The following is a 19468-nucleotide window of genomic DNA, read 5'->3' as shown; positions in this document are numbered from 1 at the left end:
TCATATTCGCCGCCCTGCACCCCACGCATCCGCGTCCGGCCACACTCCCCACGGGTAGCAAAACTGGACGCCGGCAACCCCCGCAGCGGGCAAACACGCTCCCCACAGGTAGCAAAGTCGGACGCAACCGACATGGAGGACCGATCGGGGGCTTATTTGCCCAGCCGGTCCTTCATCCGCTGCCACAGGGAGGGGCGGCGCAGCAGATCGTCGCCCTCGCCGTCCTGCGGAGGCTTGGCGTTGAGCGCATAGGTGTAGGCCTTCTTGGAGCTGGGTTTGCCAACGAGCTCGCCGAATTCCAGCAACTGGGTACGCGGCGACTCCGGGTGCCGGATGTCAAATTCGATAAGACGCGTGGCCCGCTTGGCCGGCGCCGGCCCGTAGGAGCCGAAGCCGCAGGTGGGGCTGGCCACGAGCATCACACCGTCGAGATGCCCGACGAATCCGTTGCGATGGTCATGCCCCGCGACCACGCCGATGAACGCCGGGGCACCGGCGGCCCGCAATCCGACGCCGCCAGCCGCGCCATCCCGCAGGATCGAGAACTCCTCCGAAGAGTCCGGGCAGCTGATGCCTTCGCCCAAGTAGCCGCCGGGCTGCACCTTGCCGTCGTCGAGCACATAGGTCGCGTCGGCGTGCGCGCGATACCCCTGCATCGCATACGGTGTGGTGGCAGGCACCGGCTTGAGCAGATCGTAGTACTCGGGCAACGGCATGTGCTGGAACACCAGCGGCCGCGCGCCAAGCAGGGCGGGCGTGCGGCGCAGGAAGTCCAGTGTCTCACCGGACGGCGCGGCGAACCCGCCGCCGCGCGCGTAATCGCCGGAGTCCAGCACCACCAGACCGATGACCGGCGCGGCATCCTCCCCGCCGAACACCGGCAGGGCGAAGGTACCGGGCACGCAGGGGAACACGGGCTGGTCGGGCAGCAGGGACCGCGGCCCGCACATCGTGGATCGCACCGCGGACGCACCGGTATCGGCGCCCGCCCCGGCACTGGCACTATCGGCCGGCTCCGGATTGAGGCAGCCGGGGAACGAGCGGTAGATCGCGTCGAGCTCGGCGTTGGACAGGCCGCACTGGGAGTCGTGGTTGCCGTAGGTCACGGCGAAGGGGACGCCGCGGGAGACCAGCGGGTCGAGGAACTGCTCGATTGCACCGCGGACCAGTCCGCGGGTGTGCTCGAGTGCGGCGGCGAGCGCGGCGGCGTCCCCGTCGGCGGCGGCGTCGCCCCCGATCGGGTCCCAGCGGCGCCGGCGGAAGGTGCCGGCGAACGCGGGGTCGTACCCGGCGGTCTGGTTGCCGGTGAACACCACGAGGTCCGGGCGCACGGTGTCCAGGGAGGCGGCGATGAGCGCGACCGTGTCCTTGGCGACCTTCGGGCCGTCCTGGATGTCGGCCACCTGGAGCACGCGGAACTTGCCGGAATGGTGGAACCGCAACTGCCCCAGCCGCGCGGAGACTGACAGCGGGCGCGTATCCCCCGCCTCCGCCGGCTTGATCCGCGGTCTGGACGCCAATCCCTCGGGCGCACGCTGTGTTTCCGTCATACCTGCCAGTGTAGGCCACCCGTCGCTTCCGCCGACCGCCCCCGGCACGTCCCGTTGGCGCGGCAGAATAAGGCGCTATGAGTGATTCCGAGAACACCAAGTCCGACACCAAGCCCGCACTGCCGGAGAACGTCCGCGTGCGCTTCTGCCCCTCCCCCACCGGCACGCCGCATGTCGGCATGATTCGCACCGCCCTGTTCAACTGGGCGGAGGCCCGCGCCACCGGCGGCAAGCTCATCTTCCGCATCGAGGACACCGACGCCGTGCGCGACTCCGAGGAAAGCTACCAGCAGATCCTCGAATCCCTGCGCTGGCTGGGCATCGACTGGGACGAGGGCATCGACGTGGGCGGCCCGCACGGCCCGTACCGCCAGTCGCAGCGCACCGCCATCTACAAGGACGTGGCCGCCAAGCTGCTCGAGGCCGGCTACGCCTACGAGTCCTTCTCCACGCCGGAGGAGATCAAGGAGCGCAATCTGGCCGCCGGCCGCCCGGAGGCCTTCGGCTACGACGGTTACGACCGCGACCTGACGGAGGAGCAGAAGGCCGCCTTCCGCGCCGAGGGCCGCCAGCCCGCGCTGCGCATCCGCATGCCCGACGAGGACATCGCCTTCGACGACCTGATCCGCGGCCGCATCGAGTTCAAGGCCGGTTCCGTGCCGGATTACGTGATCGTGCGTCCGAACGGCGACCCGCTGTACACGCTGACCAACCCGGTGGACGACGCGATGATGGAGGTCAACGTCGTGCTGCGCGGCGAGGACCTGCTCAGCTCCACCCCGCGCCAGATCGTGCTGTACCGCTACCTCATGGAGCTGGGCATCGCCAAGGAGATGCCGGTGTTCGGCCACATGCCGTATGTGATGGGCCAGGGCAACAAGAAGCTCTCCAAGCGCGACCCGGAGTCCAACCTGTTCAACCACCGCGACGCCGGCTTCATCCGCGAGGGCCTGCTCAATTACCTGGCGCTGCTGGGATGGTCGATCGCCCCCGACCGCGACGTGTTCACAATGGACGAGATGATCGCGAAGTTCGACGTGCGCGACGTCAAGGCCAACCCGGCTCGCTTCGACCTGGACAAGGCGATCTCGATCAACGCCGAGCATATCCGCATGCTGGAGCCGGAGGACTTCCTGCGCCGCTCCGTGCCGTACCTGTTCAAGGACGGCGTGGTGTCCGCCGATTCCTGGGACGCCCTGACCGACCGCGAGCGCGAGATCCTCACGGCCGCCGCGCCGCTGGTCCAGCCGCGCGTGCGCCTGCTGGGCGAGGTGGCCGGCATGGTCGGCTCGCTGCTGTCGCGCGAGGGGTACATCGAGCCCGCCGACGACGCCCGCAAGACGCTCAAGGACTCCGCCGCCGACGTGCTCGACAAGGCGATCGCCGCGCTCGATGCCGTGGACGGTTCCGCCGACGCGTGGGCCGCCGAGCCGCTGCACGAGACGCTGAACCATGCGCTGATCGACGAGGCCGGCTACAAGCCGCGCCTCGCCTTCGGCCCGGTGCGCGTGGCCGTCTCCGGCCGCCGCGTCTCCCCGCCGCTGTTCGAGTCGATGGAGATCCTGGGCAAGGACCTCACGCTGGCCCGCCTGCGCGGCTTGCGCGAGCACCTGTGACGGGTTCCGTCCGTCCGTTCCTCCGTCCGTCCGCCACCGATGCCTGGCGGCGGACGGACGCGGTTCCGCCGGCACAAACCCTTGGAAATCAAGGAGACACGCCGTAAGTTGCGCGCGCCCGGCAAGAGCCGTATAGTAATCACTCGTTGCGCGGCACACAGGCCTCGCAGCCAGTGACAACTGAATATGCCCCCATCGTCTAGCGGTCCAGGACTACGCCCTCTCACGGCGCCAACACCGGTTCAAATCCGGTTGGGGGTACGACGGAAGCCTTCTTCGGAAGATTTCCCGCCACATTGGGGTGTGGTGTAATTGGCAACACAGCTGATTCTGGTTCAGCCATTCTTGGTTCGAGTCCAGGCACCCCAGCCAATGAGCCCTCGCAGGAATGCGAGGGTTTTTTGTTATCCGCACACTTCTCCGATGAGCCGCCGCAAAAGTATGCAAGACTGCGGCAAAACGTACTCTGACGGCAGCTAAGAGTACGGTTCGCCACACTCCGACGAAGCCCATGCGGCAAACCGTACTCTGACGGCGCGCAAGAGTACGCTTCGCCGCACAGAGACCTCGAGACTGCGGCAAAACGTACTGTGACAGCAGCTAAGAGTACGGTTCGCCGCAAGGACACCGTGCGCATGCGACAAACCGTACGCTGACGGCGCGTAAGAGTACGGTTCGCCGCACAGACACCGCACGCATGCGACAAACCGTACTGTGACGGTAGCTAAGAGTACGGTTCGCCACACTCCGACGAAGCCCATGCGGCAAACCGTACGCTAAGCGCCCACAAGAGTACGGTTCGTCGCGCAGGCGCCGCACGGCGCCGCCCGTTTCCGGTGGATGCCGCCGCGCGATTCCCCCTCATTTTCTGCTTGAATGAAGATGGAGTCATGCATCGCACTGTCCAGGAAAGGGGAACGATGACCGACCCGAACAATCCCTTCGAATATCCCGACGGCCCGGCATCGGCGCAGCAGCCGGCCGGGGCGCCGTCCGCCGCCGCGCCCACGTCGGCCGCGTCGTCCACCGGTTCCGGTGACGGCCAGGCTGCGGGCGATGCCCCCGCCGCCGCGCCCTACCAGTCGTATACGCCGGCGCCGGAGTACGGCGCCTACGCACCGCAGACGCCGGGTGCCGGTCCGCTGCCCACGTACAGCGCGCCTTCCGCTCAGGCACAGCCGGGCGCACCGTACGCCCCGCAGCCCCAGTCGGCGCCGCAGACACCGTACGCCGCCCCGCAGGGCAATCCGTACGCCACGCAACCCACGTACACCGCGCCGCAGGCGCAGCCGGGCGCACCGTACGTCCAGCCGGCCCAGCAGGCGTCATACGGCGATCCCTACGCCCAGCCCGGCCAGCAGGCGTCATACGGCGATCCCTACGCCCAGCCCGGCCAATCCGATGAGTCCGCCCAGCAGACCGGCCCACAGCCCACATATGCCGCACCCTATGGCCAGGCACAGCCGGGCGCACCGTACGCCCAGCCGGCCCAGCAGACCGGCCCACAGCCCGCATACAGCGCACCCTACGCCCAGCCCGGCCAGCCGCTGCCGCAGGGCATGGGCGCCTACGGCTACGGCCAAGGCTATGGCCCGGGCTACCAGCAGCCGTTCACCGCGGGCGAGCCGCCGCTGGACCAGCCGTGGTACGGCATCGGCTTCATCCCGGCCGTCCAGCGTTTCTTCCTCAAATACGCCACCTTCTCCGGCCGCGCCTCCCGCGGCGAGTTCTGGTGGATCATCCTGTTCTTCGTGCTGGCGGGCATCGTGCTCAGCATGATCACCGGCTTCCTGCCGTTCACCGCCCAGATCGTTGTCAGCGGCATATGGACGCTGGCCACGCTGGTGCCGTATCTGGCGGTGGCGGTGCGCCGTCTGCATGACACGAACAAGTCGGGATGGTGGGTGCTGCTGCCGGCCGTCCCCTACGTGGTCGGCGAGATCATCAGCTTCATCTGGACCATGCGCACGATGCCGGTGCTCTCCTCCATGATGCACGTCATGGCAACCGGCAACGAAGCCCAGGCGGAACAGATTCTCAACATGCTGCCGTCGCTGATGGCGCCGGCGATGCTGGTGTTCGTGCTGGAACTGGTGTACCTCATCTCCGGCCTCGTGCTCATGACCGGCCGCACCAAGCCGGAGGGCGCCCGCTTCGACGCGCCGCAACCGCAGCCACAAGCGCAGCAACCGCCGCAGCAGCCGCAGCAACCGGAACAGCCGCAGCCGCAACCGCCGCAGCAGTCGCAGCGGCAGACCAGCCTCTGACGGCGCGCGGCCGCCGTCCCCGACGGAGCCCGCGCCGATGACGAAGCCCGGAACCCCCAGGTTCCGGGCTTCCTTATATCAGTGCGATGGTCACGACCGCGCCGAGTCACCGCCGGACCACTGCCCGGCCGCTACGGCCACGCGCGAGGCAGCCGCCCCAGCTCACGCCCCAGACGCCGCCCCAGCGCGCGTCACAGCTCGACGTGCGGCTTGCTGGGGTCGTCCTTGACGTGCGCGAACTTGGCCGCCAACGCGGCCTTGCTCTTGGCCTCGTCCTCCTCCTTGGCGCGCCGCTTGGCCTCCTCGGGGTCCCAGAGCACGGCGTCGCGGTGCTTGGTCCACTCGGCCTCGGCCAACGGCGCCACCAGCGCCACGGTGGCGTCCAGGCGCGCGGCCGCGTCGTCGCCGGCCTCGACGCGGCGCGCCATCAGCGCACGCAGGTCGTCGGCGGACAGGAACAGCCGCGGCACGGCGATGCGTTCGCGCAGCTCGTTGACCATGAGCACCACCGGCAGCGCGGCGCGCGCGGCGGCGTCGCCGGCCTCGCCGGTGGCGCGGGCCTTGTCGGCGGAGGCGGCGAGCAACGCGTCGCACACGACGAGCGCGGTGGCGAAGCGGGCGGCGAGCGCCTCGACGTTGCCCTCGGTGGGCTCGGCGTCGGCCGCGTCACCGGCGGCCGGGGCCGGGGCCGCGTCGGCGGCTGCGGTCGCGCCACCGTCGGTGTCGGCCTCCTCGGGCGTCATATGCGCCACGGCGGCGAGCACCTCCCGCACAGCGGCCTCGGTGGCGCTCCCCCAGCTCACGCCGAGCGTGCGGGCGGCGTCCTCGACCAGCCCGGCCTCGCCGGTGTCGGAGAAGTCGGCTATCGCATCGTAGGCGTCGTTGGCGGCGAGCAGCGCGTCGACGATCGCCTGCGGACGGCCGGGGATCGTTTCGGCGCCCTCGTACACGAACTCGGCGTCGGGCATCGTCACCTCCTGCCCGGTCATCACCTGGGCGAAGGCGCGGGTGAGGCGCACCTGGAGGTCCTCGGCGTATTTCTCGTCGTTGTCCATGCGGGTCGCGTCCGTCAGCGGCCACAGCGCGACCAGCCGCGCGCCGGCGAGCGCGGCCTGGCGCACGGCCGGCAGGGCGGCGACGCGGGCGGTGATGGTGGGATTGGGTTCGAAGGTCATCGCGCTCCTTTGCATAGTGGTTCCACCGGCTATTCTAGGCGGCCGGCGGGGCCGCTCACTCGACCGAGGCGGCCGGATCGGCGTATGTGATGGACATCACACGGCCGGTGTCGGAGTCGTAGGTGATCGAGGTGACGGAGGCGAGGGCCACGTGCCGCAGGAACATCCAATGCTCGGGGTGGCCGGTTTCCAGCAGGTGGCGGTAGGACCAGATGGGAGACTCGTGGCTGACGACGATGATGCGCCGGCCTGCCCACTGCCGCACCTTCTCGTCGGCGAAGTCCTTGACTCGCGCCGCGACGGACTGGTAGGACTCGCCCCAGCTGGGCTTGTACAGGTTGGTGACCAGGCGCCAGTTGCCGTTGCGCCACAGGGCGCCCTCCCCGTGGCCGATGCGCGTGCCGCGGAACTCGTTGGCCGCCTCGATGATGCGGGGGTCGGTGATGAGTTCGAGGGGCTGCTCGCCGCGTGCCTCGCGCACCGGGTTGAGGGCGTCGAGGATGGCGCCGGCGGTTTCGCGGGTGCGTTCCAGCGGCGAGGAGTAGACGGCGGCGGCGCGGCTCATCGCGGGGTCGGCCGCGATGAAGCGGCCGGTGGCCTGCGCCATGCGCAGGCCACGTTCGGACAGGTGGAAGCCGGGCAGCCGCTCGTAGAGCAGGTGGTCCGGGTTCTCCACCTTGCCATGGCGGACGAAATCGATGGTGGTGACGGTCATCGGGGGCTCCCCTTTCGCGGGCGGACATGGGCCGGGCGGGCGCGCGGCGCGGACGGCGGCGCGGGCACGGCGCGGGGCCGGCGGGCGGTGCGGCGCGGGCCGGCGTTCCACCCCACAATCTACCGCGTGTCGGGGGTCCGACGCGAGTAGAGTGGCCGCGACGCAAACGTGCGCGCGGCAGGCGGGGTGCTCCGGCCGGGGCGTCGACGCATCCTTTGCGCGACCAACAGGACGAACATCAGTTACGATGAGGGCTCCGCCAACGCGGCCGGAACGGTTCAGTGGGGTGGGGGACATCCAATCGGGAGCGGAAAGGAGAGTGGCTCGTCCTATGTCCAAGAACCAGTCCCGGAACCGGGGAGGTCGGGGAGGTGGCGCCATCGTCGACCTCGGCCGCAAGCTGTTCGGCGGGTACGCGGAGCTGCTGCGCATCCCGCACACCGCGCGGTACGCGATCGGCTCGGTCATCGCGTGCATGCCCTTCCCGATGGTGGGCATGACCATCACCATCTCGGTGCAGCATTACTACGGCAACTATTCGCTGGCCGGCGCGCTGACGGCCGTGCAGGCGATCTGCCTGGCGGTGGCGAGCCCGCTGCTGGGCAAGCTGGTCGACAAGTTCGGCCAGCGGCAGGTCTCGATCCCCACGATCATCGTGTGGATCGTGGCGGCGGTGGCGATCACCACGGCCATCACCAACCGAGCACCGGAATGGGTGCTGTTCTGCCTGGTGCCGTTCCTGGCGGCCATCCCGCCGTGGGGCGCGATGAGCCGTTCGCGCTGGACCACGCTGCTCAAGGGCGACGGCGAGCGGACGAACCGGGCCCTGAGTCTTTCGGGCGTGTTCGACGAATGCATGTGGGTGGTCGGCAACCCGCTGGCCTCCACGCTGGCGGTGATCTCCGGCCTACTGGCGATGAGCTTCACCGGCCTGTGCGTGGTGGTGGGCGCGCTCATGTTCCTGACGGAGCTTTCGACCGAGCCGCCCAGCCAGACCGTGCTGGCCAAGCGCGCCGGCATGACGCGCAAGGAGTACCGCGAGCACGAGGCGGTGAAGGCCGCGGCGCTCAAGGCGGAGACGCTGGCCGAGGAGGTGCGCCGGCGCGAGCAGGCGAAGGGCTCCTCGCCGGAGCAGATCCAGGCGGCGATCGCCACGGCGATGGCCGAGCAGGCCACGAAGCCGAAGGAGTCGATCTGGGGGCCAGGTCTCATTGCAGTGTGCGTGACATGGTTCTCGCTGGGCGCGTTCCAGTCGGCCACCTCGATCTCGATCATCGCGTTCGCCACCGAGCAGGATATGAAGCAGTACACCGGCTTCGTGTTCGCGTGCTTCTCGTTCAGCTCGCTGATCGGCGCGCTGGTGTACGGCGCGAAGAACTGGCAGATCCCGCTGTGGAAGCGCTTCTACTTCTGCCTGGCGGTGGTGAACCTGGGCATCGGCTCGTTCATGTTCGCCAAGCACCTGTGGGTGATCATGCTCATCTACCTGCTCATCGGCGTGTGCCAGTCACCCACGTGGATCAACGGCAACCAGCTCATGCTGCATCTGGTGCCGCCCTCGCGCTTCACCGAGGGCGTGGCGTGGATGGGCGCGATGAACTCGATCGGCTCCTCCTGCGGCTCGGCCATCGCCGGCCAGTTCATCGACCGCTTCGGCTCGCACGGCGGCTTCGTGGTGGTGACGGTGCTCGCGCTGAGCTCGCTGGTGATCGCGTTCGTCGGCTTCAAGCAGATCAAGGCCTCCACCGAAGAACCGACGCTCACCGAAGTGCACGTGTGAGCGCCGCCGCGGCGTGGGCGCCGTCGCCGCGCGCCGCCACCGCACGGCGCGTGCGGTGGCGGCGGCAGTGCCCACGATGCGGTGCTGGCCCCACGATGCGGTGGCGCCCCTTGGAGCCGCCTGCCGCGATGACATACGAAAAAGCCCGCAATTCCAACGATTGCGGGCTTTTTCATGCCGGTAGGCCACCGCCCACCATGCGGTGGCCTACCGCATCGTGGGGACTCCACCGCATGGTGGGGGTACCACCGCACCGTGGGGTACTGGGAGGGTTACTTGGGCCAGCCTTTGGGCGTGTGCGCCAGCGACCACAGGCCGAGCCGGTGCGAGAAGCTCCGCTCCCACTTGGCCTCCAGTTGTTCGGGCGTGAGGCGGTTGTCCGCGCGCTTGAGGCGGTTCATCGCATTGGTGTGCGTGTCGTCCAGCAGCCACTTGCGGATCACGAAGTTCCACACCATCACGATGGCGGTGGCCACGAGCTTGCCCACGTTCGTGCGGATCATGTATTCGGTGTGCTGGGTGATCATCGCGTCATGGTTCATGCCGAGCGTGGAGATGTAGATGATGAGCTCGTTCATGAACAGGCCGATCACCGAGGAGGTCACGAAGATGAGAATCTCCATCCACCGCGCCATGTCGGGCCGGTGCTTGAACACGAAGCGCATGCTCGCCGTGTAGTTGAAGATCAGCGAGACGATGAACGAGACAGTGCTGGCCAGGATGTTATGCAGGTGGAACATCAGCAGGATGTTCATCAGGCCATAGTCGATAGCGAACGCGACGACGCCCACGATACCGAACTTCATGAGTTGGGCGATGAGTTTCTTCACGTCACCCCATTTAACACGCGCAGTCCGACCGCACGGGCGTCGTGGCGCCGTTCCCCCGCCGTTCCCCGCCATTTCTCCATCATTCCCGCCGTTCCCACACAACTGCCAGCAGTCTGGCAGAGTATGCGCAGTGCTGCGCGGTACTAATAAAGGAACCCCGGATCCCTTTGCACAAACAGGGAACCGGGGTCTTGGCCGGAAGCCGCCGAGGTCAGGCATCGTGGCGGGGGTCGTTACGAAGGTGGCCTCCGCCAGTCATCTGCCATGTGAGGAGTACCAGGGTTAGCCCCGGCCAAGCCTCATCACTCAGGCGCGCTTGCGGATGGTGAAGAGCACACCAGCGCCAATGGCGAGGACGAGCGCGAACACGCCCACACCAGCGACGGCGGCGCCGGTCTTGCCGAGCACCGGCTTGGTGGTCTTCTTGGTCTCGCCAGCCTTCTGATCGCCAGCAGGCTTGGTCTGCTCCTGCTGCTCCGGAGTGGCGTCCTTGTAGGTCGCCACCAGCTCAGCATCGCCATCGACCAGAGCGTTCGTGTCCACCAGCTCGCCGGTCGACTTGAATGCCCAGCCGACGAAGACCTTGCCCTTGACGTCCGGAACGGTAACGCTCTGAAGAGCCTGAGCCCAGGTCAGGTTGTCGCTCTTCTTGACGACCTTATCGAGGATCAGGTTGCCATCGGCGTCATAGAACTTGATCGAGTATTCCTCGCTCGCCACCGGAGCATCCTTGTAGGTCGCGTACACGGCCCAGTCGCCGGTCACCACGTCGTCCGGGTTGACCTTGACGTCGCCCTGAGCGGAGGCGAAGGCCCAGCCGGCGAACACCTTGCCCTCGATCTGGGGAGCCTCGATGCCCAGCGCGTACTGGGAGAACTTGACCTTGTCCTTCTTGTAGTAGCCGACGGTCTGGATCAGCTTGTTGTTCGCGTCATAGAAGGAGACCACGTTCATACCTGCAGGAGCAGGCTCGGCATCCTTGTAGGTCGCGTACACGGCCCAGTCGCCGGTCACCACGTCGTCCGGGTTGACCTTGACGTCGCCCTGAGCGGAGGCGAAGGCCCAGCCGGCGAACACCTTGCCCTCGATCTGGGGAGCCTCGATGCCCAGCGCGTACTGGGAGAACTTGACCTTGTCCTTCTTGTAGCAGCCGACGGTCTGGATCAGCTTGTTGTTCGCGTCATAGAAGGAGACCACATTCTTACCTGCAGGGTCAGGTTCGGCATCCTTGAACATCGGGTACACGTGCCAGTCGCCAGTCACCACGTCATCCGGGTTCACCGCGACGTCGCCCTGAGCGGAGGCGAAGGCCCAGCCGGCGAACACCTTGCTCTCAGGAGCAGGAGCCGTGATACCCGCCGCAAAAGCGGCAAAGGTCTTCTTATCGGCCTTCAGGAAGGAGACGCCCTGAACGTCGTCCTTCGAGCGGTGGAAGTACACGGTGTACACGCCCTGCGGAGCAACGTCCTCGTACATCGGGTACACGTGCCAATCGCCGGTCACCACATCGTCCACGTCCACCGGAACAAGGCCCTTCTCAGAAGCGAAGCCCCAGCCCACGAAGGTCTTGCCTTCGATGTCCTTGTGCGTGGCATTGGCCGCGAAATCCTTGAAGGTCTTCTTATCGGCCTTGTACCAAGAGACCTGCTGAACATCGTCCTTGGCGTCCGAAAGATGGAAGGTCACGGTGTACACGCCCTGCGGAGCAGGCTTGGCATCCTGATAGACCGCATACACGGCCCAGTCAGCGGTCACCTTTTCGCTGTCGCTCAGCGTGCCCTGACCACCGGAGATCTGCCAGCCAACGAACTCCTTGCCTTCGGGAGCCTTGTCCCAGCCATTCTTTTTCGCGAAATCGGCATAAGCGCTGAATTCGGTGCCCTTCGCCCATGCAACAGAGCCAAGCACCTTATTGCCGGTGCCGTAGAACGTCACCGTGCTATTCTCCTGCGGGGCAGGCTTGGCATCCTGGTAGACCGGGTACACGGCCCAGTTGCCAACGACCTTCTCGCTGTCGCTCAGCGTGCCCGTGCCACCGGAGATCTGCCAGCCGACGAACTCCTTGCCTTCGGGAGCCTTGTTCCAGCCAAGGCTGGCCGCATAATCCGCGTAGGTTCCGAAATTCGTTCCGCACTGCCAGCCAACGCCCTGAATCGGCTTGCTGTTCACATCATAGAATGTCACGTTGCAGATTTCATTCGCCTGCGCCGTGGCAGCGGGAGCGGAACTGTCTGTTGTCGCGGCCATCGCAGCATTCACAGGCATGACCGCAAAAAGTGCCGCAGCCGCAGCAACTCCTGCAATCGCTTTCTTTACGGAGAGCATATGTATGCCTTTCCTAAATTACTATTCCTTTCTCCTTGGCGCAGTACCTTCGCTAACCGACCTTGGAAGAGTCAAAGTCCCTCCTCAAGAACCTTGACCTATTCAGCCTTTAGTGTAGACCCTCCCCCGGAACAATCGCCGCTTCCAGCGCTCGCTGGCTCAATCACCGGGACGGCGGCGGCATACAGAACCACATACGACAGCAGCCCTGCCGGCGCTCCGCGAAGGAGCGGCGGCAGGGCTGCTGCGGTCGGGTCGGTCTGGGAATCAGTCGCCCGGACCGGTCAGTTCGACGACGTCAGTCCTCGAAGGGATCGAAGTCGCGGCGCACGCGGCGGCGCGGGCGCTCGGAGCGCTCCTCGCGCTCGGAGCGGTAGTCGTCGTAGTTGTCGTCGGTGGCGTAGCGCGGGTTGCGGTCGTCATGGCGGCGGCGCGGACGGTCGTCATGGTCGGCGTGGCGGCGGCGCGGACGATCCTCGTAGTCGCGGTCGTCGTCGCGCGGGGCCGGGCGGCGGCGGCGCGGACGATCGTCATAGTCGCGGTCGTCGTCACGCTCGTCACGCGGCGCCGGACGGCGGCGCGGACGGTCGTCATAGTCGCGTTCGTCACGCGGGGCCGGGCGACGGCGGCGCGGACGATCCTCGTAATCGCGGTCGTCGTCACGCTCGTCACGCGGCGCCGGACGGCGGCGCGGACGGTCGTCATAGTCGCGCTCGTCGCGCGGGCCACGGCGGTCGTCGCGCTCGAAGCGCTCGCGGCGCGGGCCGCGGCGGTCGTCGCGCGGCGCGCGCGGACCGCGACCGGCCTCCTGGTCCTCGAAGCCGGGGATCGCCAGCGAAATCTTGCCGCGGTCGTCCACGCCCTGGACGACGACCTCGACGGTGTCGCCCTCCTTGAGCACGTCCTCCACCGAGTCGATGCGCTCGCCGTCGGCGAGGTTGCGGATCTGGGAGATGTGCAGCAGGCCGTCGGTGCCGGGGGTCAGGTTGACGAACGCGCCGAAGCTCGTGGTCTTGACCACCTTGCCGTTGTAGGTCTCGCCAGCCTCGGGCACGTGCGGGTTGGCGATCTGGTCGATGATCTCCTTCGCCTTCGCCGCGGCCTCGCCGCCCTCGGAGGCGATGTAGACGGTGCCGTCGTCCTCGATGGTGATCTCGGCGCCGGTGTCCTCCTGGATCTGGTTGATCATCTTGCCCTTGGGGCCGATGACCTCGCCGATCTTCTCGACGGGCACGGTGGTGGTGATGATGCGCGGCGCGGTCTCGCTCATCTCGGCGGGGCCGTCGATGCACTCGTTGATGACCTCGAGGATCGTGGCGCGGGCCTCCTTGGCCTGCTGCAGGGCGGCGGCCAGGATGTCGGCGGGGATGCCGTCGAGCTTGGTGTCGAGCTGCAGGGCGGTGATGAACTCGGAGGTGCCGGCCACCTTGAAGTCCATGTCGCCGAAGGCATCCTCGGCGCCCAGGATGTCGGTGAGGGTCTTGTAGACGGGGTTGCCGTCCACCTCGCCGGTCACCAGACCCATCGCGATGCCCGCGACCGGGGCCTTGAGCGGCACGCCGGCGGAAAGCAGGCTCAGCGTGGAGGCGCACACGGAACCCATCGAGGTGGAGCCGTTGGAGCCCAGGGCCTCGGAGACCTGGCGGATCGCGTAGGGGAACTCCTCGCGGCTGGGCAGCACCGGCACGAGGGCGCGCTCGGCGAGGGCGCCGTGGCCGATCTCGCGGCGCTTCGGGGAGCCCATGCGGCCGGTCTCGCCGGTGGAGAACGGCGGCATCTCGTAGTTGTGCATGTAACGCTTGGACTGCGGGCCGGAGAGCGAGTCAAGCTGCTGCTCCATCTTGAGCATGTTGAGCGTGGTGACGCCCAGGATCTGGGTCTCGCCGCGCTGGAACAGGGCGGAGCCGTGCACGCGCGGCACGACGTCCACCTCGGCGGACAGCGTGCGGATGTCGCGCAGGCCGCGGCCGTCGATGCGGTAGTCCTCCGTCAGGATGCGGCGGCGCACGATCTGGCGCTGCAGCTCCTTGAAGGCGTTGCCGATCTCCTTCTCCTTCTCCGCGTCGTCCATGTCGGTGAACTCGGAGGCGAGGGTGTCCTTGACGTGGGCCTTGATCTCGGCGATGCGGTCCTGGCGCGGCAGCTTTTCCGCGATGGTCAGGGCCTCGTCGAGGTCGTGGTGGGCGATCTCGTCGATGCGGGCGTACAGCTCGTCGGTGTACTCCGGGAAGAGCTGGAAGTCCTTGGTCTCCTTGGCGGCGATGCGCTTGAGCTCGGCCTGGGCCTCGCAGATGACCTTGATGAACGGCTTGGCGGCCTCGAGGCCACCGGCCACGACCTCCTCGTCCGGCTTGGTCTGGCCCTCGTCGTAGATGAGCGACCAGGCGTTCTTGCCGGCGCCGGCCTCGATCATGGCGATGGCGACGTCACCGTTCTCGATCACGCGGCCGGCCACCACGATCTCGAACACGGCGCGCTCGCGCTGGCTCCAGGTCGGGAAGGCGATCCACTGGCCGTCGACGAGCGCCAGGCGCACGCCGGAGACCGGGCCTTCGAACGGCAGGCCGGAGATCATCGTCGAGGCGGACGCGGCGTTGAGCGCGACCACGTCGTAGGCGTCCTCCGGGTTGACGGACAGCACGGTCTCCACGACCTGCACCTCGTTGCGCAGCGTGTGCGGGAACAGCGGGCGCAGCGGGCGGTCGATGATGCGGCAGGCCAGGATGGCCTCGGAGCTCGGGCGGCCCTCGCGGCGGAAGAACGAGCCGGGGATGCGGCCGGCGGCGAACATCTTCTCCTCGACGTCCACGGTCAGCGGGAAGAAGTCGTAGTTCTCCTTCGGGCTGCTGCCGGCGGTGGTGGTGCTCAGCACCATGGTGTCGTCGTCCAGATAGGCGGCGACGGCGCCGTCGGCCTGCTGGGCCAGACGGCCGGTTTCCAAGCGCAGCGTGCGCTTGCCAAACGAGCCGTTGTCGATGACGGCTTCGACGGCCTTGATTTCGGGACCCTCCATCATCAGGGTTCCTCCTTCATTGTGTTGTGTTGTTAGTGGTTGTTGCTTGCTGCTTGCGTACTGCTTGCTGCGGTGTTCTGTTGTGTTCTGTTGTTGTGGCTTGCGTGGTGTTCGGGCGGGCGGCGCCGATGCGCCGCCCGCCCTCCCGGCCGCCTGCCGGGATCGCCCTCTTCAGCGGGCCTTGGTTCTTCACATGCCTCGTGTGCTGCGTGCGTGCCTTGGCTTGGCGGCCCCTTGGCCGCCGTTCCTCTTCACCGTCCAGTCATGCCAGTCATGCAAAACGCCCGAGCACCGATTCGTCGGTACCCGGGCGGAAGTCTGTTATCGGCGCAGACCCAGCTTCTCGATGAGCGCACGGTAGCGCTCGATGTCGTTCTTCTTCAGGTAGTCCAGCAGGGAACGACGGTCGCCGATCATCATCTGCATGCCACGGCGGGAGTGATGATCATGCTTGTGCATCTTCAGATGCTCGGTCAGGTCCGAGATCCGCTTGGACAGGAGCGCGACCTGGACCTCCGGGGAACCGGTGTCACCCTCGTGGGTCGCGAACTCGGCGATGATCTTGCTCTTCTCTTCAGCCGTCAGTGCCACGGCATCCTCCTTGTGGTCGTTGCGCGGTGCCCGGGCACGGTGCCTAGGCGCTCTCTATCCGCGGGCGGAATCACGCCAAATGGCGATGATACTTCGGGGGGCGGACCGGCGGTGGGGCGGGCTCGGGGGCGGCGCCCGCCGCTCAGATCGCAGTGAGCAGGCCGCCGAACAGCACCACCAGCAGGGAGACGGCCTCGATCGCGAAGAACAGGACGAAGGAGACCCAGCTGCGGGTGAGCACGTTGAGCGGGGAGCTGGTCTTGATGACGACGAGCAGGCCCACCCAGATGACCGCGAACACGGCCACGCCCAGGCCGGCGCCGATGATGCCGAGGTTCGCCGCGTTGGCCACCGCTGCCGAGTCGCCGTACACCACATAGGTGGAGTACCAGAAGTCGAGCTTGAGCAGACTCACGCCGGCGACGAACTGCTCGGCGGCGAGCGCGAGGATGAATAGCACGCGCCATATCCAGCGCTTCGCGTCCACGAGCGCGAGGAACAGACCGGCGATCGCCGCCATCGTGACGGTCCAGCCGATGAACGCGCCGCCCTGCGGGGTGAGCAGGTCGAGATGCTCGACCACCTGTGCCGTGTGGCGCACGGCCATCACGCGCCCCGCCCAGTAGGGGGCGATGATCGCGACCAGCGCGGCGACGATGACAGCCACCCACTGCGCCGGGCGGGAGCGGTTGCGCTCGATGTCCGCCAGCGACAGCTCGGTCTCCGGGATCGACGCGACCGGATGCTTGGATACCTCGACCACGCGGGGACGCCCGTCGACCAGTTCCGTCGCCTCGTTCGCCTCTGTGGGCTCGGCGACGGGCGCGGGGTCGGCGGCTTGGTTCGCCGCGTCGCGTCCCATCGCTTCCGCCGCCGGCCCCTCGGCCGAAGGTGGCGGGGTGACGACGTCGGAAGACAGCGGGGCGACGCCCGGTTCGCGGTTCCCTGTATCCGTCATCGCTCTCCCCTCGTTCGGTGGGTTGGTTGTGGCTGCCGCCCTGCGCTGCGCGGCCGGCGGTCGCCCCTGGCCGGTCGTCGGCTGAGCTGGTTGCTGCCCGCCCGGCCGACCCTGACGGTGCGTCGTCCGGTCTACCAGACCGCAGCCGATGCAGCCGCGATATGTTGTCTTACGTTACCCCGCCGTCACGTCAGCGGATCTGAAGCCGGGCGATGCCATATATAGCGATGTCATATATAGGTGCGCGAGCTTGCCCATCGGTGCGGGGGCACAATCCGAACAAGGAACGGGATGCTGGGGGGATGCATGGACGCAGGAGGCGTACGACGAGCCGGCCTGACACGATTGCTCCTGGCGTCCTTATCGACCGGGGCATGGCATATGGGGCGATGCGCAGGACCTTGCAAGGGTGCGGGGTCACAGTGGCGAGCGCATTGCTTCCCGATGGTCTCATGGGAGTCTACGACGATGCGGCCGGATTGATTCTCATCGACAGGCGTCTGACCTCCGATCAGAAGAGGTGCACGCTGGTTCACGAACTGATGCACTGGCGGCATGGAGATGCGGGGTGCTTCCCCGATGGGGGAAAGCTGAGCGGAGAGCTCGGCGCGAGACGGCGCTGTTCCTGGTGTCGCCGGTCGAGTATGCGGTGGCTGAGGGCATGCATGACGGTGACGTGTGGTGCATCGCCGAGGATCTGGGCATGACGCGGCAGGTCGTCGAGGATTCCCGTGCCGTGGTGTCGATGCGCTGACGGCATCGGGAGTTCCGGCTGGCTGAATATGGAATCGCCCCGGTGTCTTCTGCGAGCGCCAGGGCGGTTTTGTCGTGCTCTTTCAACTTGCCCTATTGTATCCCATAGGATACAATAGTGGTCATGGAGATACGCAAGACCGACGAATACGACGCCTGGTTCCGCGACCTGCGGGACCGGCAGGCCAAGGCGCGGATCAACGCGCGTATCCGTCTGTGCCAGACGGCCGGAAGACCTGTGGGCGACATCAACACCGTCGGTGACGGGGTCAGCGAACTGCGACTCCACTTCGGCCCCGGCTACCGCGTCTACTTCGCGCAGAGAAGGAAGACGTGGTCATGCTGTTGCTCGCGGGCGGCGACAAGCGCACACAGTCCAAGGACATCGACAGGGCCAGGCGCATGCTGGCCGAACTCAAGGAGGACAAGCAATGGTAACGACAAGCGTATGGGACGCCAGCGAATACCTCGAGGACGAGCAGGACGCCATCGCCTACATCAACGCCGCCGCCGAGCTTGACGACCCCGCGCTGCTTCAGGCAGCAATCGGGGACGTGGCCAAGGCCCGCGGCATGGGCCAGATCGCCAAGGAAGCCGGAGTCGGTCGGGAAAGTCTGTACAAGAGCCTCGGCAGGGACGGCAATCCGTCGTTCCGCACCATCGCCAAGGTCGTCAAGGCCATCGGCGGCCGCATCGTCATCGAGCCATCGGCCGCCTGAACAGAGACGGGAACGTCACGACATTCCGCCACAACCAATGAGAGACCGCCCCGGTGTCTTCTGCGAGCGCCGGGGCGGTTTTGCGCTTGACCGTTCGGGCGAGGGATATGTATACACCAATATATGCTTTTATAAGCGTATATACGCATGTATGCGTCATGCTGGATCGTCGTGCGCCTCCTGCGCCCACGCATCACCCAGCATGTCCCGCTCCTTGTTCAGCACCTCCCATCTGCCATCAGGTCAATCATTTTTGGGCGGAAACTAGCGCACGTTGGCGGAAATCTTGCACGACGGATGGCGCCGTATGTGACAAGAGAAAAGGCCGCGATCCCTTGGGATTTCTTGGATTTCGCGGCCTTTCGAGTGGAGCGGGCGACGGGAATCGAACCCGCGTAATCAGTTTGGAAGACTGAGGCTCTACCATTGAGCTACGCCCGCAGCGCCGCCTCTTGCGAAACGACTCGAGCCATTATACACAGTCCCTGAACACGGCGCGCTCGCCGACGTGCTTCACGTTTTTTGAGCGCGAATTGTGTAGTGGTGGGGGTGTGGATGTTTTTTGGATGGTCATGCGGCCAGTCCAAGGCTTCTGCGGTATTGCACGGGGCTCTGCCGGCCCGGAGATTTCTTGGTGCGTGTCTCATTGTAGTGGGTCAGGTAGGCGGCGAGCCGCCCGTGGAACTCGTCGTAGGTCACGTCCTTCCAGTCGCGGCAGTGGAGGAATCCGTTCCTGGGCCTGCCGAGGAATCCCTCGGCGGCGGCGTTGTCGGGGCCGCGGCCCTTGGCGCTCATGGACCGGACCAGCCCGTGCTCCCCGCGGATGCGGATCCATCCGGGCCACCGGTAGCGACAGCCCCGGTCCGAGCGGACCGTCGGTGTCTCGCCGGGCGCGAGCGTGGCGATGGCGTCGAGCGGCATGCCGTCGGCCATGGCCGCGTCCGGGCTGCGCGACAGCCTCCAGGAGACGACCATGCCGTCGAAGCGGTCGATGACCGGGGACGGCCGGCGCTTGTGGCCGTCCATGGCGGACCGGGCGGCGTCCGTCAGCCACAGCCGGTTCGGCGCCCCGGCGTGGAAGTCGCGCTCCACGAGGTCGGCGGGCGCCTCGGACGGCTCCCCCCTGTGGGAGCTCCACCGCCTGGGCCTCTTCAGGCACACGGGCCGCGGCCCCTC

13 protein-coding genes, 3 tRNA genes and 2 pseudogenes are annotated in these 19468 nt (G+C 67.0%); 8 read left to right on the top strand and 10 right to left on the bottom strand.

Going from position 1 to position 19468, the window contains the following annotated elements; genetic code table 11:
• Nucleotides 1–152: 152 nt before the first annotated feature.
• Nucleotides 153–1550, bottom strand: coding sequence for a metallophosphoesterase (locus H7U32_RS07740; RefSeq protein ID WP_204469499.1), 1398 nt, complete (start codon nt 1548–1550; stop codon nt 153–155).
• Between the two features lie 77 nt (nt 1551–1627).
• Between H7U32_RS07740 and gltX the strand changes: the two genes are divergently transcribed.
• The 4 genes from gltX to H7U32_RS10975 all read left to right on the top strand — a co-directional run bounded on the left by gltX (nt 1628) and on the right by H7U32_RS10975 (nt 5433).
• The gene (gltX, locus tag H7U32_RS07735; RefSeq protein WP_204469498.1) at nt 1628–3166 is read left to right on the top strand and encodes a glutamate--tRNA ligase; all 1539 of its coding nucleotides are present in this window, start codon (nt 1628–1630) and stop codon (nt 3164–3166) included.
• Between the two features lie 188 nt (nt 3167–3354).
• Nucleotides 3355–3427, top strand: a tRNA-Glu gene (locus H7U32_RS07730).
• A 36-nt stretch (nt 3428–3463) separates the two neighbouring features.
• Nucleotides 3464–3538 (top strand) — tRNA-Gln (locus H7U32_RS07725).
• A gap of 548 nt (nt 3539–4086) precedes the next feature.
• Entirely contained in the window at nt 4087–5433 is a 1347-nt protein-coding gene (locus tag H7U32_RS10975; RefSeq protein ID WP_204469497.1) for a DUF805 domain-containing protein, read from the top strand.
• Between the two features lie 191 nt (nt 5434–5624).
• Here the strand turns inward: H7U32_RS10975 and H7U32_RS07715 are convergent, their stop codons facing one another.
• Together H7U32_RS07715 and H7U32_RS07710 are read right to left on the bottom strand one after the other, a co-directional pair.
• Entirely contained in the window at nt 5625–6608 is a 984-nt protein-coding gene (locus H7U32_RS07715; protein WP_204469496.1) for a hypothetical protein, read from the bottom strand.
• Between the two features lie 55 nt (nt 6609–6663).
• Entirely contained in the window at nt 6664–7323 is a 660-nt protein-coding gene (locus tag H7U32_RS07710; RefSeq protein ID WP_204469495.1) for a histidine phosphatase family protein, read from the bottom strand.
• A gap of 331 nt (nt 7324–7654) precedes the next feature.
• On the opposite strand from H7U32_RS07710, the gene H7U32_RS07705 reads away from it, so the two are divergent.
• Nucleotides 7655–9103, top strand: coding sequence for an MFS transporter (locus H7U32_RS07705; RefSeq protein WP_204469494.1), 1449 nt, complete (start codon nt 7655–7657; stop codon nt 9101–9103).
• A 272-nt stretch (nt 9104–9375) separates the two neighbouring features.
• Here the strand turns inward: H7U32_RS07705 and H7U32_RS07700 are convergent, their stop codons facing one another.
• The 5 genes from H7U32_RS07700 to H7U32_RS07680 all read right to left on the bottom strand — a co-directional run bounded on the left by H7U32_RS07700 (nt 9376) and on the right by H7U32_RS07680 (nt 16724).
• Nucleotides 9376–9909, bottom strand: coding sequence for a GtrA family protein (locus H7U32_RS07700; protein WP_204469509.1), 534 nt, complete (start codon nt 9907–9909; stop codon nt 9376–9378).
• Between the two features lie 330 nt (nt 9910–10239).
• Nucleotides 10240–12117, bottom strand: coding sequence for an InlB B-repeat-containing protein (locus tag H7U32_RS07695; RefSeq protein WP_204469493.1), 1878 nt, complete (start codon nt 12115–12117; stop codon nt 10240–10242).
• A 439-nt stretch (nt 12118–12556) separates the two neighbouring features.
• Nucleotides 12557–15271: a polyribonucleotide nucleotidyltransferase gene (locus tag H7U32_RS07690; protein ID WP_204469508.1), complete on the bottom strand. Its 2715-nt coding sequence runs from the start codon at nt 15269–15271 to the stop codon at nt 12557–12559.
• A 321-nt stretch (nt 15272–15592) separates the two neighbouring features.
• Complete coding sequence (gene rpsO / locus H7U32_RS07685; RefSeq protein ID WP_204469492.1) at nt 15593–15862, bottom strand: 30S ribosomal protein S15; 270 nt, start codon at nt 15860–15862, stop codon at nt 15593–15595.
• Nucleotides 15863–16004: 142 nt separating this feature from the next.
• A complete protein-coding gene (locus tag H7U32_RS07680; RefSeq protein ID WP_204469507.1) occupies nt 16005–16724 on the bottom strand; it encodes a hypothetical protein in 720 nt (239 codons plus the stop codon).
• A gap of 308 nt (nt 16725–17032) precedes the next feature.
• Here H7U32_RS07680 and H7U32_RS11055 point away from each other — a divergent pair.
• The 3 genes and pseudogenes from H7U32_RS11055 to H7U32_RS07665 form a co-directional block, all read left to right on the top strand.
• Nucleotides 17033–17335, top strand: a pseudogene (locus tag H7U32_RS11055) (hypothetical protein); the annotation flags it as partial.
• Nucleotides 17336–17697: 362 nt separating this feature from the next.
• Nucleotides 17698–17847 (top strand): annotated as a pseudogene (locus H7U32_RS10835) (type II toxin-antitoxin system RelE/ParE family toxin); the annotation flags it as partial.
• Between the two features lie 157 nt (nt 17848–18004).
• Nucleotides 18005–18292, top strand: a complete 288-nt coding sequence (locus H7U32_RS07665) for an addiction module antidote protein (RefSeq protein ID WP_204469491.1) — start codon at nt 18005–18007, stop codon at nt 18290–18292.
• A gap of 367 nt (nt 18293–18659) precedes the next feature.
• Here the strand turns inward: H7U32_RS07665 and H7U32_RS07660 are convergent.
• Nucleotides 18660–18733: transfer RNA gene (locus tag H7U32_RS07660), tRNA-Gly, on the bottom strand.
• 129 nt (nt 18734–18862) lie between these two features.
• A partial coding sequence (locus tag H7U32_RS07655; protein WP_204469490.1) for a DDE-type integrase/transposase/recombinase occupies nt 18863–19468 on the bottom strand: 606 nt, incomplete at its 5' end.

It is taken from the genome of Bifidobacterium pullorum subsp. saeculare (genome assembly GCF_016899725.1).
GTDB lineage: Bacteria > Actinomycetota > Actinomycetes > Actinomycetales > Bifidobacteriaceae > Bifidobacterium > Bifidobacterium pullorum_C.
Note: the sequence above shows the minus strand (reverse complement) of the source record. Positions and strands in the feature narration are given on the sequence as shown.

What these genes read in the sequence shown, in the direction of transcription:
- H7U32_RS07740 (WP_204469499.1), bottom strand. Translation starts at nt 1,550, where the DNA reads ATGACGGAAACACAGCGTGCGCCCGAGGGATTGGCGTCCAGACCGCGG.
- gltX (WP_204469498.1), top strand. Translation starts at nt 1,628, where the DNA reads ATGAGTGATTCCGAGAACACCAAGTCCGACACCAAGCCCGCACTGCCG.
- H7U32_RS10975 (WP_204469497.1), top strand. Translation starts at nt 4,087, where the DNA reads ATGACCGACCCGAACAATCCCTTCGAATATCCCGACGGCCCGGCATCG.
- H7U32_RS07715 (WP_204469496.1), bottom strand. Translation starts at nt 6,608, where the DNA reads ATGACCTTCGAACCCAATCCCACCATCACCGCCCGCGTCGCCGCCCTG.
- H7U32_RS07710 (WP_204469495.1), bottom strand. Translation starts at nt 7,323, where the DNA reads ATGACCGTCACCACCATCGATTTCGTCCGCCATGGCAAGGTGGAGAAC.
- H7U32_RS07705 (WP_204469494.1), top strand. Translation starts at nt 7,655, where the DNA reads ATGTCCAAGAACCAGTCCCGGAACCGGGGAGGTCGGGGAGGTGGCGCC.
- H7U32_RS07700 (WP_204469509.1), bottom strand. Translation starts at nt 9,909, where the DNA reads ATGAAGTTCGGTATCGTGGGCGTCGTCGCGTTCGCTATCGACTATGGC.
- H7U32_RS07690 (WP_204469508.1), bottom strand. Translation starts at nt 15,271, where the DNA reads ATGGAGGGTCCCGAAATCAAGGCCGTCGAAGCCGTCATCGACAACGGC.
- H7U32_RS07680 (WP_204469507.1), bottom strand. Translation starts at nt 16,724, where the DNA reads ATGGGACGCGACGCGGCGAACCAAGCCGCCGACCCCGCGCCCGTCGCC.
- H7U32_RS07665 (WP_204469491.1), top strand. Translation starts at nt 18,005, where the DNA reads ATGGTAACGACAAGCGTATGGGACGCCAGCGAATACCTCGAGGACGAG.